This is a genomic window from Algoriphagus sp. A40 (assembly GCF_002002735.1).
In the GTDB taxonomy this organism is placed as follows: domain Bacteria; phylum Bacteroidota; class Bacteroidia; order Cytophagales; family Cyclobacteriaceae; genus Algoriphagus.
In genome coordinates this window covers 108,566-124,926 of the sequence record NZ_MUNY01000045.1, presented here as the reverse complement: position 1 = coordinate 124,926, position 16,361 = coordinate 108,566, and the positions used below count along the sequence as shown (strand labels likewise).

At 44.8% G+C, this 16,361-nt stretch carries 9 protein-coding genes; all 9 read left to right on the top strand.

Annotation, left to right across the window (positions count from 1 at the left end; translation table 11 throughout):
• Window positions 1-273 precede the first annotated feature (273 nt).
• Complete coding sequence (locus tag B0E43_RS08035) at window positions 274-666, top strand: hypothetical protein (RefSeq protein ID WP_077348436.1); 393 nt, start codon at window positions 274-276, stop codon at window positions 664-666.
• Complete coding sequence (locus B0E43_RS08030; protein ID WP_077348435.1) at window positions 651-1,925, top strand: relaxase/mobilization nuclease domain-containing protein; 1,275 nt, start codon at window positions 651-653, stop codon at window positions 1,923-1,925. The genes B0E43_RS08035 and B0E43_RS08030 overlap by 16 nt, the downstream gene beginning before the upstream one ends.
• Window positions 1,926-1,951: 26 nt before the next feature.
• Window positions 1,952-3,940, top strand: coding sequence for a conjugal transfer protein MobC (mobC, locus tag B0E43_RS08025; RefSeq protein ID WP_077348434.1), 1,989 nt, complete (start codon window positions 1,952-1,954; stop codon window positions 3,938-3,940).
• A gap of 1,474 nt (window positions 3,941-5,414) precedes the next feature.
• On the top strand, window positions 5,415-6,347 hold the full coding sequence (locus B0E43_RS08015; RefSeq protein ID WP_077348432.1) for a hypothetical protein: 933 nt from the start codon (window positions 5,415-5,417) through the stop codon (window positions 6,345-6,347).
• Between the two features lie 2 nt (window positions 6,348-6,349).
• Complete coding sequence (locus B0E43_RS08010; RefSeq protein ID WP_077348431.1) at window positions 6,350-9,547, top strand: hypothetical protein; 3,198 nt, start codon at window positions 6,350-6,352, stop codon at window positions 9,545-9,547.
• 29 nt (window positions 9,548-9,576) lie between these two features.
• Complete coding sequence (locus B0E43_RS08005; RefSeq protein WP_139352701.1) at window positions 9,577-10,041, top strand: hypothetical protein; 465 nt, start codon at window positions 9,577-9,579, stop codon at window positions 10,039-10,041.
• The gene (locus B0E43_RS08000) at window positions 10,038-14,447 is read left to right on the top strand and encodes a DUF6443 domain-containing protein (RefSeq protein ID WP_077348429.1); all 4,410 of its coding nucleotides are present in this window, start codon (window positions 10,038-10,040) and stop codon (window positions 14,445-14,447) included. Before B0E43_RS08005 ends, B0E43_RS08000 begins: the two co-directional genes overlap by 4 nt.
• Before the next feature lie 5 nt (window positions 14,448-14,452).
• The gene (locus B0E43_RS07995; RefSeq protein ID WP_077348428.1) at window positions 14,453-14,722 is read left to right on the top strand and encodes a hypothetical protein; all 270 of its coding nucleotides are present in this window, start codon (window positions 14,453-14,455) and stop codon (window positions 14,720-14,722) included.
• Window positions 14,723-14,915: 193 nt separating this feature from the next.
• The gene (locus B0E43_RS07990) at window positions 14,916-16,328 is read left to right on the top strand and encodes a hypothetical protein (protein ID WP_077348427.1); all 1,413 of its coding nucleotides are present in this window, start codon (window positions 14,916-14,918) and stop codon (window positions 16,326-16,328) included.
• Window positions 16,329-16,361 lie beyond the last annotated feature (33 nt).

The following is a 16,361-nucleotide window of genomic DNA, read 5'->3' as shown; positions in this document are numbered from 1 at the left end:
ACTGGAAGTCAGTCAGATGATCCTATTTAACAATTGCTCAGGATAGGCTGGAGTGCTCTGTGCTTTTTATACTTGTATCACCCAGCTTTGGAAGGGGAGGAAACATTGCCGAAGGGTCTTTTAGGCCGCTGTCTGAAATTCCTAAGGCTGAAGGGATTTCCTGTGTCCTCCGAAATCGGCAAGATGTACGGTTGTATCACAACCGGATCTTGATCCCCTTCACTCCGAAGTCGTGGGGTTTGATTTGGGAATGCTATTCAAAAGCTTAAATGCATGGAAAAGATGGATGAAAACAAACGAAACAAGTGGCTTCATATTAGACTGACTGATCGGGAATTGGTGAAAATCAGAGCCTACTCCGAAGAAACAATCCAACAAAGTTTGAGTGATTTTGCAAGACGCATTTTACTCAAAAAGCCCGTCATCGGCAGGTATCGGGATACCGGAACGGAGGATCTTTTGAGGGAGCTCTTTGCCTTGAGGAGAGACCTGCACGGCTTAGCATCCAACTACAATCAACTGGTAAAAAAGCTCCATTCGGAGCCTGAAATCGAAGGGAAAACACTCTCGATCCAGGCCCAAGACCTGGGTGAAAATATCCGGGATTCACTGGAAAAGTTGCAGGGATTTATGGATAAAATCACAGAGAAATGGTTGCAATCATAAAGTCCGGTTCCTCTATTCGAAGGCCATTTCAGTACAATGAAAACAAGCTGGAAACCGGTGCGGCGGTGTTGCTATCTATCCAAAACTATCCTGGAAATTCAGCCGAACAGTCTGCCGAAATGAGGTTGAAATACATGCTAAAATTGACCCAATTGAATGGCAGAGCGAAAGTGAACGCAGTACATATTTCCCTGAATTTTGCTCCAGGTGAGGTGCTTGACAAGGACCGTCTGATCCGTATTTCCAAATCGTACATGATGGGAATCGGCTTTGGAGACCAGCCTTATTTGGTATACCAACACACCGATGCCGGTCATCCCCATCTCCATTTGGTGACTACAAACATCCAGTTGGACGGGACACGGATTCCGCTCCACAACATCGGCAAACTCAAGTCAGAACCAACCCGAAAGGCAATCGAAAATCAATTTGGGTTGGTGCCCGCTGAGCAGCAAAATAAGGGCGAGTACCTCGCCAAGGCGGTGGATATTTCAAGGGTAGCCTATGGCAAATCAGAGACAAAGCGCGCGATCGGAAACGTGCTCCAGCATGTGCTCAAGAACTATAGATATACTTCCCTGCCTGAGTTGAATGCAGTGCTGAAGGGCTATAACATCACCGCTGATCGTGGGGGAGAGGAGTCCCGGATCTTCAAAAACAGGGGCTTGGTTTACCGGGTGTTGGATGAAAAAGGGGAGAAGGTTGGAGTTCCCATCAAGGCCAGTAGCTTCCACTTTATGGCGACGCTAAACGACATCGAAAGCCGATTTGGTGCTAATGAAATCGAACGGAAATCTCACCTTCCGGAGATACGATCGGCGGTGGATTTGACCTTCTTAAAGTCGAAACCGACAAGTCTGGATGAGGTGGTAAAAAGCCTGGAAAGGCGGGGAATTGCTGTGGTAAAGCGGGTAAATCCGGACGGAAGAGTCTATGGATTAACCTACGTAGATCACCGCAACAGGTGCGTATTCAACGGCAGCGCTCTTGGCAAAAAGTACAGCGCCAAGGGGATGCTGGAACGAATTGGCGGTGGCGGAAATGAGAAAAACAGCTCGCAAATTTCGATGAATCCGACGACAAAAAGTCTGGGGAATCAAGCTTCAGATACTCACAGTTTACAAAAAGAAGGAATAGAAAAGTCTTCTGGCTTCCGAACATATTCCCTTTTGGTGGATCTGGCAACGCCTGATGCTGGCTTTTCCCATGTGCCTTTTGAATGGAAGAAGCGTAGTAGACGAAAGAAAAAGAAGCTGTAGCAGTAAACCAAATCAGCTAAAAACAAATGCAGACCGGAGAAAACGAACAGGGATTACGCAGGATTCTGGACATGACCAGGATTATGGGGATTGGGGTTTTGGGACTTCACTTTTACTATTATTGCTATGCTTCCTTCAGCAATTGGGGGCTGGTTTCTGGCCTGACAGACCGGGTGTTGGATAACGTGTGGGAGACTGGATTGTATCAGTCTTTCCACCTTTCCAAGGTGGTTGCCTTGGGTCTGCTTCTTATTTCCCTGCTGGGTGCCAAGGGGCGAAAAGACGACAAGGCCAACCTTAAAGCAGCGGGGATCTGGACCGGCGTCGGGCTTGTTTTTTACTTTGGGAGCTATTTGGCGTTTCATTTTAAAGGCCCGGAGGAATGGATTTCCATCGGATACATGGCCGCCAATTCCGTGGGTTTTCTGGCAATCCTTTCGGGTGGAACAAGGTTTTCCAGGATTATAAGAAACAGTTTAACCACTGAAGTTTTTAACTCGGAAAACGAGACGTTCCCGCAGGAAGAGCGGCGAATAGAAAACGAATTTTCAGTCAACCTCCCGACTCTTTATAAGTTGAAAGGCAAGGTTCGATCCGCGTGGATCAATATCATCAATCCTTTCCGGGGGCTGCTGGTTTTGGGTACTCCGGGCTCTGGTAAAAGCTATTTTGTCATCAGGCACGTGATTACCCAGCATATCAGAAAGGGGTTTTCCATGTTTGTCTACGACTTCAAATTCGATGACCTTTCCGTGATTGTTTACAACACCTGGTTGAAAAACCGGGGGACATATGCGGTGGAACCGAAGTTCTATGTGATCAATTTTGACGACCTCCAACGCAGCCACCGCTGCAATCCACTGACGCCGGAAACCATGTTGGACATTACCGATGCAGCCGAGTCGGCCCGGACGATCTTGATGGGATTGAACCGGGAATGGATCAAACGGCAGGGTGACTTTTTTGTCGAATCGCCTATCAATTTTCTCACCGCCATCATCTGGTTTTTGCGAAAATACAGCAACGGGGAATACTGTACGCTGCCCCATGTGATCGAGTTGATGCAGCTCGACTACGACGAACTGTTCACTGTATTGAGGACGGAAAAAGACATCGAGGTGCTGATCAATCCATTTGTCAACGCCTACCTCAACGACGTGATGGAGCAGCTGGAAGGACAAATCGCCTCGGTGAAAATCTCTATGGCCAGACTGTCTTCAGCCCAGCTGTACTACGTACTTTCCGGCAATGATTTTACCTTGGATATCAACAATCCGGAAGAGCCCAAGCTGGTATGTATGGGCAACAATCCCCAGAAAATCCAGACTTATGGAGCGGTACTTTCCCTGTATGTCAATAGATTGGTAAAGCTGGTCAATCAAAAGGGTAAGTTAAAAAGTAGTCTGATTTTCGATGAGTTCCCTACCATTTATCTCAATGGAATTGACAGTTTAATTGCAACGGCAAGAAGTAACCAAGTGGCAACTACTCTGGGAATTCAGGACCTGAGTCAGTTAAGAAAGGACTATGGGAGGGAGCTTGCCGAAGTAATTATGGGAATTGTAGGGAACGTCGTTGCCGGTCAGGTGACCGGTGATTCGGCCAAACAGTTATCTGAACGGATCGGTAAGATCATGCAGGATAGAAAAAGTTTGTCTATTAATACTTCCGATACCTCAATCAGCAAGTCCAAACAGCTGGATTCGGCGGTGCCTCCAGCGACAATTTCCTCTTTGTCTTCGGGTGAGTTTGTCGGACTTGTCGCCGACAATCCTGATTGTAAACTGGCGTTGAAGGCGTTTCATTCAGAGTTTATCAACGACCACGCTGGCCTTAAAAAGGAGCAGCAGGGATACTTGCCAATCCCCCAGATCAGAAGTATTTCACTTTCAATTGTCAATCGGAATTACCTTCAGATCAAGCAGGAGGTGAAAGATATCGTGAATTCAGAGATGGAAAGATTGATGCAAAATCCAGCTATGAAGCACTTGATTATAAAGAAAGAAGCGTTGTGATTTCACGCCCCTCAATTACACTCGATGTCCAAATCAATAGTTTCTATTCAGTACACTGATCTCCAATTTCTTGACTGTTTCCATTTTCCCGACATTCGTCGGGACTGGCGTTCTGGCTTACTGGAAGCGATAAAAAGTGTCAGACTAGCAATCGCATCAATGCCAAATCAAAGAAAGAGTCCTCAAAGAGGGGGCTGTTCGTGCGGCCATTTTCGGAAAACAGCAGCTACTAGCCCATATTGACTAAAGCGGAAAAACAGGCGCTACTCATGGCCTTTTCGGTTTTCGCTATCTCCGAAGCGAATGATTTTCACCAATTGAAAAAACAGAGATTGAGAGCTCCAGTTTCCCCTAAAGGGCAAACAACTACTCCAAGCCATTCCTTTACCCATGTTTCACACTGAACCAAATACTGCATATGGATCAGGAGAATTATGAGTTTTTGATCGAAAAGCTAAAGTACAGCGGATTTGAGGATAACGTGAACACCAGGTAAAAAGAGGAAATCAAGTCAGGGAAAGAGAACTTTACCCTTGGGACCACGATGGACATGAGGGAAAGAAGATGGATTTTGACCTGTATTTCAAAAAATCGGCGATCTCGGACAGGTATTTCTTCAACAAGTTTGAGGCGTCGCTCAGGAATTAAAATCCGGAACTGGAGCCCAAGAAACATACCTTCTACCAAAACCAGGGGATCACGGCCAAGGATGCCTTTAATCTGTTGGAGGGAAGGGCGGTGTTCAAGTCAATCAATGTCTATGATGCGACCATGAGTTCGGTCAAAACCACTGACTTGCTGATAAACGGGCAAAAACAGGGGAAAGAGATAGAACCCGAACCTGATGAAAGTAAAAAAAAGACCTGAAGAAGGGGGAGAAGCAGGCAGGAGGGGAGGATTCTCCGGGTCAATCCCAAAAGAAGGCCAGATCACGCCCAGAATTTGAAGGGGTTAGGATACCTATAGACTATCTGTTATTGGAAAAGACCCGGCCTACACAGGCAGGGTCTTTTTTTGGAGTAAGGATGAAAGAAATCACACTATTTATTTCATATGCTTGACGAAAATTTTGTTTTTACCCTTTTTTAGTAAAAAATACTAAAAATAAATTTTATTTAAAATCTTAAATAAGGTGTAATAATTGACTTTTAAATTGAAAAAAATATAATTAAATAAAGAATAAATTAACATCTATAGAAACTTATCTGTTCTGGTTTTTCAGACAGCATTTTATATGATAAAATTCTATTTAAAGGTTGAAATAGGCAGTTCGAAGTCAATATAATGTGTTTTATATAGAAAAAAATAGCTGGTGTAGTCGATATGATTTTCATTTACAATACCCAGTACTGGGTATTTTTTAGTTCAGATTATTTTTTGAGAATTGAGGCGTAACAATCGATATCGACTTTTAAAGCCCTTTTGCTTTAGGTTGCTTTCGCAGTTTTATAGCAACATTTATCCTTGTCAAATAATGAAATGTAATCCCGCCTACAGTAAAAGTTTTATTGCATTGGAAAGAGTGTTTGTAATTTTTCTACTGTCTTTTGCACTTTCGCTTAATGTTCAAGCCCAATGGCAAAATGGAACAAACATATACAATACCAATTCGGGTAATGTTGGGATTGGCACTTCGTCACCAGCATATAAGTTAGATGTATTAGGGACTTGGGCTTTCAGGAATGATGGATACTTCTATTCTACTGCATATGCCTATGACGCAGTATATGATCAGTATTTTCATTTTCGAGCAACTGGGGGTAAAGGTTATTTGGGAATGAATTCCACCAATAGTCTGGTTCTGCAATCAAACGGTGGGTTTGTTGGAATCGGGATAGTAAATCCGTTACATCCCTTCCACTTTAACGCAGCATCAGGCCAACGTTCAAGATTCCAGTTTTCAAATACTACTGTAGACCTTGTAGACTACGGAAGTAACGCTGAAGGTTTTTCCAATTCTGCAGGGTTGTTTGTCGCCGGCAAAGATGCTTTGTTCATGTCATCTCAAGGTTATAATATGAGGTTTGTGACAAATGAGTCGGGAACTTTTGTCGAACGGATGAGAATCACACCAAATGGTAATGTGGGTATTGGTGTGACAAACCCCACTTCGAAACTCGAAGTAAACGGTACCATCAAAACCAAAGAAGTCAATGTCACTGCCGCGGGATGGGCGGATTATGTTTTCAAGCCTGATTACGATCTGATGTCCCTTGCTGCGCTTGAATCCTATATTCTTGAAAATGGCCATCTGCCTAATGTTCCTTCTGAAAGAGAAGTCCTGGAAAACGGGGTGAATTTGCTGGAGATGAATGTAAAGCTGTTGGAGAAGGTGGAGGAGTTGACCTTGCATATAATCCAGCTGAAAAAGGAGTTTGAAGAACATAAAGCCATTCAAAACAAGTGAAAATGGATAAATTAAAAATTTTGGGAGCTTTGATCTTCTTTTTGAATGCTCCATTTAGTCTATTTGGCCAATTACCGGGGGATGTTTCCTCGCAGATCGAGAAATTGGTCCCCAAGCCCGCACAACAATCTCCAAATGCGGCGGCGATTCAGAAATATGGAGATTTTAATGTCAATCTATATACAGGCATTCCTGATATCAGCATACCTATTTTTGAAATTCAGTCAGGCGGAATTACCGTACCGATCGTGTTGTCTTACCACGCCGGAGGTATTAGGTATACAGACCGAGCTTCCTGGGCTGGATTGGGCTGGTCTGTCCAGGTGGGTGGCCAGATCACCAGGACTATTCAAGGCAAACCCGATGAAGACAGTTTTTTGAGCGGGACAAATAATTATTCTGTGGACACTTATGACTACTGTAACAATTTTTACTACAAGGAACACACTGCGAATGGATCCAATGACCGCGAGCCCGATTTGTTCTCTTATTCTTTTCCGGGTGCTTCTGGTCGCTTTGTTTTGAGGCAGGGAGGATTACCGCCACTGCTTTTTCCGGAAAGTGCGATTCAGGTGACTCGAAATCCCAACTACTACGACATTACGGATACCAAAGGCCTGATGTACCGGTTTGGCTCTGATTGGGCAGGAGCAAACGCGGCAAGAGAATCCATGAGTGCCTATTCTGGATCTACTGTAACTTCAGGAGTGGTCACTTGGTATTTGCAAGAGATTAAATCACCGAACACCGATGATTATGTGACTTTTAAGTATCAGGACGTGGGCTCATTCATCATAAATGAGATAGAAAGTAATATCTCACTGATGGACAATTGTACTACCTCAGAATCTGTCGTTTTGCCTTGCACCTCCTATTCTCCGGTTGAAACCTTGGTTTCTACTTCAAATTCCTCCACCCAAATGGGGATAGATGAAATATTTTTCAATACCGGAAAAGTCAAATTCATCATGGGGGCGAACAGAACTGATGTGCCCGGTGGAAGCAGTATGAAGCGCCTAAGCAAAATAGAGGTGTATTCCAAGGTAAACAACGCCTATGTGCTGTTAAAGTCATTCACACTTCTCAACAGCGGAAATTTCAAACTTGCAGTTAACAACTCAGATGCAAGGCTAAAACTGGATGGATTGGAAGTAAGGGACGGTTCAAATACGCTTATCAACAAGTATGGATTCACCTACAACACCACAACTTTTTCTTGGGACCAGTCGGAGGGATCATTTAGAAGGGATCTGTTCGGTTTTTATAATGGAAAAACTACCAACACCAATCTGATTCCAAAGGATACAGTGCAATATCGCGCACAAAGTTTCCACACTCCTATCGACCTGGTAATTGGTGGGGCTGACAGGAGCACAGATACGACCTATTACAAAGAAGGCCTCCTAAAACAGATAACATTTCCAACCGGAGGTTATACGGAGTTTCAATTTGAACCCCATAAATATTTGGAAGGTGCGGCGACCAAATATGGGGCTGGCCTACGCATAAAGAAAATACTCAAGAATGATGGAGTAACTAGCTATTCCACCCTATACAAATATGGTGCGGGTGAGAGTGGGTTCGGACATAAGAATTTTGATGTCAGAAATTTCCACTTTATGAACACGCTTTATAAACGTGATATCTATAGTAGTTTCCAACCCATACCTCAAAGGCAATACAATGTGCGTACATGGGTTTCCAATTCGGTTGTGGGGCCGGGATTTGATGATGCTCCGGTAGTATATACCAACGTCATGGAATATGCCAACAGCACTAATGGAAACGGAAAAACATTGTATGAATTTGACAATAACCTGTTGATTAGTGATGGGGTATTTGCGGTTCCACATTCCAACAAAATCTGGAGAAATAGAAAAAGCTGGCAGCGTGGTAAACTGACTAAGGTTATCAAGTATGACAATTTGAATAATATTAAGGAAGTTACTTCCAAGACATATACCCAGTACAAGAGTCAGACTCCAAAAGTGGGGCAGGCGGCATTTCAGGTAATCGTTGGACAAGAGTCAGAGAATTTTTTTACGATCTGTTCAGGCTATGATGGACAGCGTTATATGATTGTAAATATGGATCAGGATGTCGGGGTGTTCCAGGAGACCTCCACTAAGGTTACCTCTTTCTTTGGTGCTGATTCTGTCCAGCACATCACAAACAGGGGATACCATGCCACCTATTTACAGCCCACTTTTGAGGAGGTGATTTCATCAGGAAATCCTGGTACAGTTAGGACAAATTTCAGGTATAACTATGACATAGTAGGGACCGGAACAACCTATACGGGTTTGCCGGATGCATACAAGCAGATGCTTTTAAAGAATATGATTTCCAGTCCGGTCGAGCAATACACCTGGGTCAAGGAGGGCGCCGGTGCAAATGAGGTGGTATCCGGACAGGTCACAGAGTTTTCGTTGGTTTCAGGAACATCGCTTTATGTACCATCTTCAGTGTATTTTTTTGAGACAGCATCTCCTGTAACCAATTATTCTCCGCTAGTCGTCTCGGGAACCAGTGCATTGTCAAAGGACACCAGATATAAGCTCAGAATGAGCATGCAGGGGTATGATGTAAGAGGGAATTTAATCCAGTATGCACTGACCAATGGCGCAACCAGTTCATTTATATACGGATACGACGGCAAGTACCTCATAGCAGAAGCTACGAATTCCTCGGTAGGAAACATAGCCTTTACTTCATTTGAAACCAATGAAAAAGGGGGCTGGACTTATGCTGGGGCTGAGTCTCCCGTAATGGCCGGCCAGGCGAAAACCGGAAACAATGTATATCTACTCAACAATGGTCAGGTATCAAAGTCCGTCACAGGAACCTACAAATTGAGTTTTTGGGCAAGAAAAAACTCAGCCTCGGCAGCAACCTTGACAATCAACGGCACAGCGTACTCGGGTACCCTTGATGATACTTGGAGGTTGGTGGAAGTGACTGGCTCAGCCTCGGTGACAATCAGTGGTTCGGGTACCATAATCGATGAGTTAAGAGTTCATCCTAGCAACAGCCTGATGACTACCTATACGATCAAACCGCAAATCGGAATGTGGTCAATGGTGGATTCCAAAAACTTGGGAATCTACTATCAATACGATCCATTTGGACGGTTGGAGACTGTTAAAAATGAGGATGGGCATATCCTCAAGCACTACGAATACACCTACATCAAACCCTAACCCATCTTTCTTTTTAAGGTATGAAAAATATGACATTTCTTTTGATTCTTATGCTGTTAGGATTCAACGGCCTTTTTGCACAAGAGCAAGAGTTGGTACTTCGTGACACGTTGTCTGCCGAAGAAATCAAATTGGTTGGGGTGTGGAAAGTTGATCTTCCTGAGCAGAAAAGCAAATTGGATAGCGAGACCAAAGCTCAGGTCGACCAGTTGGACGGAAAAAAACAGGAGTTTTTTTGGAGGGCTACGGAATCCCGGGTGTTTGCACTCGATAATGAAAGAAACTTTGTAATGACTTGGGTGGATGAAGGATCTCACAACGAAGTCAAGGGAAAGTGGAAGCTAGATTCTAAGACTGGAGTTCTCAGTTTGATTTCAGAAGATGAGGTAATTGAATATCAGGTTGAATTCAATGGCAAAGGGCAGATTTGGATACCTATCGGTGGTGATAAAAAAGGGTTTAATAAGTTGTACATCAAAGGATTGGGAATATGAAGAGAATTGCTTTTCTATTAATCCTTTGGGCAGCTTTATTTCGAGCAGAGGCCCAGGTGGTGTCCTCCTCCGTCTGTGTGACAGTCACTCCCTCCGCTCCTTCTGTAAATATTGATACAATTCAACTGGTAACATTGATAGCAAATCCGGCTCCTACGGGTTTTGGCTACCGCTGGTTTGGTCCAGATGGAACGACCCAGGTCGGAACCTCTCAATCTTTCGCCACTACACTATCAGCCAGCGCGACATATTATTTGGCTTACTACCATACTTCTACGGCTTGCCTTACGGCAAAAGTTCCCATAAGGGTTAATTATTATGCCGAGAACCGCAATTGGACCCGGGAATATGATGCAAGGGTTCCCCTGAGCGGTGATTTCGAATTAAGGAATTCGCCACAGGCGACCTCTTATAAAGCGACAACCTACCATGATGGACTTGGAAGGGTGAATCAGCAGGTGGCAATCCAGGCTTCCGTAAATGGCTTGGATTTGGTAACTCCTGTAGTGTATGATGCCTATGGACGGCCTTACCGTGATTATTTGCCGTTCGCCAACAGCAGCACCAGTCCGGGGCTTTACCGTTCGACGGCGACTACCCTGCATAGTAGCTTTTATACGGCCCAGTATACAGACAGCCGCGGATATGCAGACAAGACCTATGAGGCTTCTCCAATTAACAGGATCACTAAACAGGGTGTACCAGGGACGCCTTGGATTGGAAAGGAAATCCAGCTCAACGAAAATACCAATGGATCTGGGGACGTGGTGAGACTTTGGACGGTGAATTCAAATGGAATGCCCATAACTTCCACGACTTATCCTGTTGGCGCACTTTCGAAATTTGAAACCGTTGATGAAAACTTGCAAAAAACAATTGAATACAAGGACAAATTGGGGCGGCTTATCCTAAAGAAAGTCCAGATTGCCACCAGTCCTGGAGTGGACTATACAGGCTGGCTAAGCACACATTATGTCTATGATGCCTTTGGAAGGTTGCGTGTGGTGATCCCGCCCAAGGCAGTGGAGACCATCGCAGCGGCTAGCTGGTTGAGCACTACCAGCACAGACGTCGCGCTGGCCGATGGATTGTATTTCCGCTATACCTATGACGGCCGGGGTCGGATGGTCGAGAAACGGATGCCTGGAAAAGCGGTGGAGTACATGCTGTACGACAGTCAAGACCGTCTGGTTGGCTTCCAGGATGGTATTCTTCGGGCTTCCAACAAATGGCTTTATACTAAATACGACGCACTGGGCAGGGTGCTGATGACAGGGATTACGGTGGATGCCACTACCTTCGCAACATTGCAGACCAACCTGGGTATAGGGACCAACAATGCGGCGGTCAACGCCAACACTGCCAATATCAAGACGGGGTCGACAATTACTTCTGCCAAATACGACGGATATAATGAATACGTCGCCTCTTCAACCATTACCCTGCAAAATGGTTTTACTTTCAGTGCCAATGGGGATCGGACCTTTACCGCCAGAATCGGATCCGCCACATCGGGGTCTGCCGGAGCCTGGCCCACAGACGAAGGGGAGATTTTGACGGTGAATTACTATGACAGCTATCAGCTTTTGACTGGGTTCTCATACCTGGCCCCCTCGGGGATCTATTCTGGATTTGACGCTCAGGCTAGTACCAGAACTCACGGCCTCCAAACTGGAAAGAAAGTGAAGAACTTGGATACGGGGCAGTTTTTCACCACCGCCATCTATTATGACTACAAGGGGCGGATGATCCAGACGATTGCCCAGCAGCTCTACGGTGGCTATGTGAGAACTTCCACCGCCTACAACTTCGAGAACCAGCCGACTCAGACGCTTGCAGCCAACGGAAGTGCTGTGGGACAGGAAGTATTGAGAACATACACTTACAACGTGGCAGGACACTTGGCCAATGTCACTCACAAAATCGGTGCACATACGGCTAAAACGATCGTGCTGAACAGCTACAATGACCTTGGGCAATTAACCACCAAGGCCTTTCCGCAGCTTCCGAGCGGGAATCAGACCTACACCTACAACATCAGAGGCTGGCTGAAGACGCTTGGCAGCGGGCTGACGGAAGGATACAAACAGACCAACTACTACGAAACAGGGGGTACATTCAACAACTGGAACGGAAACATCTCACGGATCGACTGGAGCGGCAAGTCGGTGACCACAGAGACCCCGAAGGTAAGAACCTACAATTATATGTATGACAAAGCCAACCGGATCATTGCGGCCAATTATTCCGCTCCCAATGAAACAGATTGGTATACGCTTTCAAAAATCAGATATGATGCCAACGGAAATATCGACACTCTTCACAGAAATAACCAAAGAACTGCAACCACTTATGGGCTAGTAGATCAATTGATCTACACTTATTCTGCCAACAGCAACAAGCTGACGCAGGTCACCGACGGATACGCATCGCAGGCCTATACCTCCAAGGACTTCAAAGACCGTAGCACCACGGCCTATACCTACGATGTCAACGGGAATCTGAAAACCAATGCGGACAAACAGATCAGCAACATTACCTACAACCACCTGAACCTCCCTTCTGAAATTACCTTCAGTACCGGGGCCAAGATTAGCTTTGCCTACGATGCGGAAGGGGTTAAGCTGAGACAAAAAGTGTACAACACCAGTGGGGTATTGACCACAACCCAGGATTACATCGGGGAATTTGTGTACCAAAACGGTGCCCTGGATTACCTGATCCATGAGGAAGGCCGGGTGGTGTCCGAAGTAGGAGGCCTGTTTTACGAGTACTACCTGAAGGATCACCTGGGCAACGTCCGTCAGGTGATCAGAAACCCCACCGCCAATGCCCGGATTGCCACCATGGAGCAGGCCAATGCGGAAGAGGAAGAAAGCCTGTTTACACAGATCAAACCGACACGGAAGCGGGAACCCAAACACAACGTCACGCAAGGGGGGCAGGAAGTGGCCTGGCTGAATGCCGACAGGGGAGAGATGGTCGGCCCGGGAACCTCGCAGGAGATCTTCGAAGGTGACAGTGTGACGCTGTCCGTGCACGGAAAGTTTCTGGATAAAAAGAAGGCGAGGGTCAACGAAGCCAGCTTTGCCACGATGGGAGGAAAGACCGCCCTGCTCGACCAGCTGAACGAACTGGGGCTGAATACCAAAATGGCGGGTGGTGCCAACCCGATCGCAGTACTGAATCTGGTGGATATCGTAGCCAAGGATCTGCTGAAGAAGGAGACGCCGGAAGCCTACCTGATCTATGCGCTGTATGACCAGGACAGCAACCGATACGAAGTCGGCAAGAAGGTCCTATCCAGAAACGCTGCCAACCAGCATGAGGAGCTGGAGGAGAAACTGGCGATCAGGAAAAATGGCTATATTGAAACCTTCGTGGTCAATGAGACGGAACAGGATGTCTGGTTTGACAACTTCCGGGTCTTAAGTCAGGGATCGCTCTTGGTGCAGGAGACCCATTACGATCCTTGGGGATTGGAGCTGACCGGGATCGGGTATGAGTATGCCGGAGTGAAGAAGAATAAGTACCTCTACAACGGCAAGGAACTGATCGAAGACAATGGTCTTCAGTATTACGACTATGGGGCCAGGATGTATGATCCGGCTATCGGGAGATGGGCAGTGGTTGATCCCTTAGCAGAAAAGGCAAGAAGGCATTCTCCCTATAACTATGCGCTGAACAATCCGCTTCGATTTATAGATCCTGATGGGATGGAGGCGTATTCGGTGATGGGAGGTATAACAGTAGATGGATATATTGCCCCTGAAGATGCAAATTCTGCTATCGCTCCGAATGGTGGGGGAAGAGGAGATCAAAAGGGAAAAGATCAAAAAACTACGGAGAATTGTCGAAATTGCACAAATTCTGTTTTCGGGAAATATGATCCATCCCAAAATGTAAGAGAGTCTTTTGCAGAAGCTTCAGAATTATTACTAAACGTTTTCGATTATGAGGTTAGTGTAACTGGGGTCTTACTAGGTTCAAAAATATCGGGACAGTTAGGGCCTGCATCATTAGCAGTTAAATTAGCAGCTGTTAATGTGGATGCTAGTATGACATCAAATGGGGAGGAAGCAGTTTCTGAGATAGCAACTGCAGGAATAGTTGCATCTTTTGGTGATGTAAATGTTGAAGCTGGGGTTTCCGGAGTAAAAACCAACTTAAAAAATGATTCAAATGGGGTGAATTATGGTCCAACTGATATTTTATCTGTAACGGGCAAAAGTAATTTTGGAGAAAACAATTTTAATTTAAATGCGAGTAACTCAGCAGTTGTTGGAGTTTCCTATACTTTGCCATATTTAAAAGTAGGATTTAGTGTAAATTTAGGGAATGCAAGTAAAGGTTTTAGTAAATTATTAGGTGCTACTTATAGCTATTTCTCAGAATTAAATAAATAAAAATTATGAAATTGAAAGATGTGTCAAGATTACCGGTTAGCCTTTTCAAATTATTGTTTGTGAATTTCCTTTTTGGAAATTTATTTTTTATGATAATACTTGGGGGATTTTCATTGATCGGATTATATCCAGTAAACTTAAATGATGAAGCGGTTTATGGTTTAAAGGGATTTTTAGTTTTAGTGTTATTTACTCCTTTTACGTCATTAGTGTTTGTTTCCTTGTTTTGGGTATGGTTAAAAGTTGGGAATAAAATAATAACGAAGTTGTTTTAACAAGGAGTTATCTCTCCTTTTAATTTAGAGGAAAGAAGTTCAGAACTAGTTGTAACCCGACAGCTGTCGGTGAACATTTACTCCTTTATATAATGTGGGATTTTAAGTTTCAGATGAGATTGTAAATTTAAAATAAGAGTAAATAGAAACATAAAATTGACAGTTTAACATGGGGATTACTATCTAAATATTGATGAAACTATTTCCTCTTTACCTATTCTTCATCTTGGCTTTTTCCATAAATTCTTTACTAGGACAAGGCCTTCCGAAGTCCCTCCCTGTTGAGAAGCCGGGATTGCAGGGATTGACCGGAAAACTTCCAATGGGAGAAGGGCTGGGTGCTTTATCAGGTAAGCCTGAAATCCCCTATCTGGAAGAATTGAAACAGATCCAATCTCTGAGGAAATCTTACGAATCCCTGAAAAATGAGCTTAACGAAATCAAAGGCCTTGTGCAGGACAGCACCCAAAGAGACAGCCTGATTTTAGTAGCGAAAGAGCAGGGGAGAATAATTCTTGAAAAAGAGGCTCAGGTACTGAAAAGCCTGATCGAAAGCGAAGATATCCCAGGAGGAGAGATTCGGAATGCCGCATCCATGACCTTGGAACGCGTGAAGCAGTCCCAAGCGAGTTTAGCCAAAATCAAAGACTTCGAAGGTCTGGAGGCCTTGCTGGATCAGAATGAAGAAAACCTTAAGGCACTGACGAATGAATGGATCATGCCCAAGGTAGAGCAGGTATTGACCGGAACACTGACAGAATACTGGGATCCGGCACAGGCTAAGATCCCGGACTTTTACGGGAAAGGGGCTTTGGAAAAGTTGGTCAAGGAAGGAGTACCCGCTGACCTTTCCTTCGATCAGGCCAAATCTATGGCAAAGGAAAAAGCCCTTCATTTGTCCGATACCTATGTCCAAGAATTCAAGGGCAAATTCTCCAAACTGAAGTTTGACTCGCTTGGGAATATCGAAGTCATTCAGGAAGCAATGACTAAACCAAAGTTTGACCTCTGGGAAGAAAACGAACTGAAGGATGCCGGATTCCTGGAAAGACTGGGTTTGTACGCCTGGTATGATCCTCTTACCTCATTTGGGGAGGGAGTTTACGCAGATGCAGGATTGAGCTACCGATTTACCCATCAGCTGGAAGCCTTTGGAGGAATCGTCTTTCGGAGGGACTTTGAGGACAGTAAAGAACTTACCCGGACTGGACAGGGAGCAAAGCTGAGCGTCCGGTTTGCCAAGGGCAACTGGTTTGTGAAGACAGAACTGGCCCGCGTGAATATCGAAGTGAATTATCCGGTTGGGTTTGATGATATGGATTATGAGGGGATGGAATGGAACACCGGTTTGGGATTTGGCCGGGTCATTCCCATTGGAAAACGAATCCAGTCTGTGGTACTGACCAGCTGGAATCCGGCCTACAATGAATCCAAAAGCCTTTCCAATTCGCCTTTTCAATTAAAGATCGGGTTTGAGTTGAAAGGACTGAAAATTGGAAGAATGAAGGAGATCGATCTAAAGGAGTATAAGGATAAAGTTCCCACTGACAAAATTCAGCAGAAGCTGGACAATCAGACAGAAGTATTGTCACCTGATTTTCTATAATGATTAAGTAATTAAATAATTAAATAAATAGAT

Bases quoted from the DNA above. Each gene is read 5' to 3' on its own strand.
- B0E43_RS08000 (WP_077348429.1), top strand. From the start codon at position 10,038: ATGAAGAGAATTGCTTTTCTATTAATCCTTTGGGCAGCTTTATTTCGA.
- mobC (WP_077348434.1), top strand. From the start codon at position 1,952: ATGCAGACCGGAGAAAACGAACAGGGATTACGCAGGATTCTGGACATG.
- B0E43_RS08035 (WP_077348436.1), top strand. From the start codon at position 274: ATGGAAAAGATGGATGAAAACAAACGAAACAAGTGGCTTCATATTAGA.
- B0E43_RS07995 (WP_077348428.1), top strand. From the start codon at position 14,453: ATGAAATTGAAAGATGTGTCAAGATTACCGGTTAGCCTTTTCAAATTA.
- B0E43_RS08015 (WP_077348432.1), top strand. From the start codon at position 5,415: ATGAAATGTAATCCCGCCTACAGTAAAAGTTTTATTGCATTGGAAAGA.
- B0E43_RS07990 (WP_077348427.1), top strand. From the start codon at position 14,916: ATGAAACTATTTCCTCTTTACCTATTCTTCATCTTGGCTTTTTCCATA.
- B0E43_RS08005 (WP_139352701.1), top strand. From the start codon at position 9,577: ATGACATTTCTTTTGATTCTTATGCTGTTAGGATTCAACGGCCTTTTT.
- B0E43_RS08010 (WP_077348431.1), top strand. From the start codon at position 6,350: ATGGATAAATTAAAAATTTTGGGAGCTTTGATCTTCTTTTTGAATGCT.
- B0E43_RS08030 (WP_077348435.1), top strand. From the start codon at position 651: ATGGTTGCAATCATAAAGTCCGGTTCCTCTATTCGAAGGCCATTTCAG.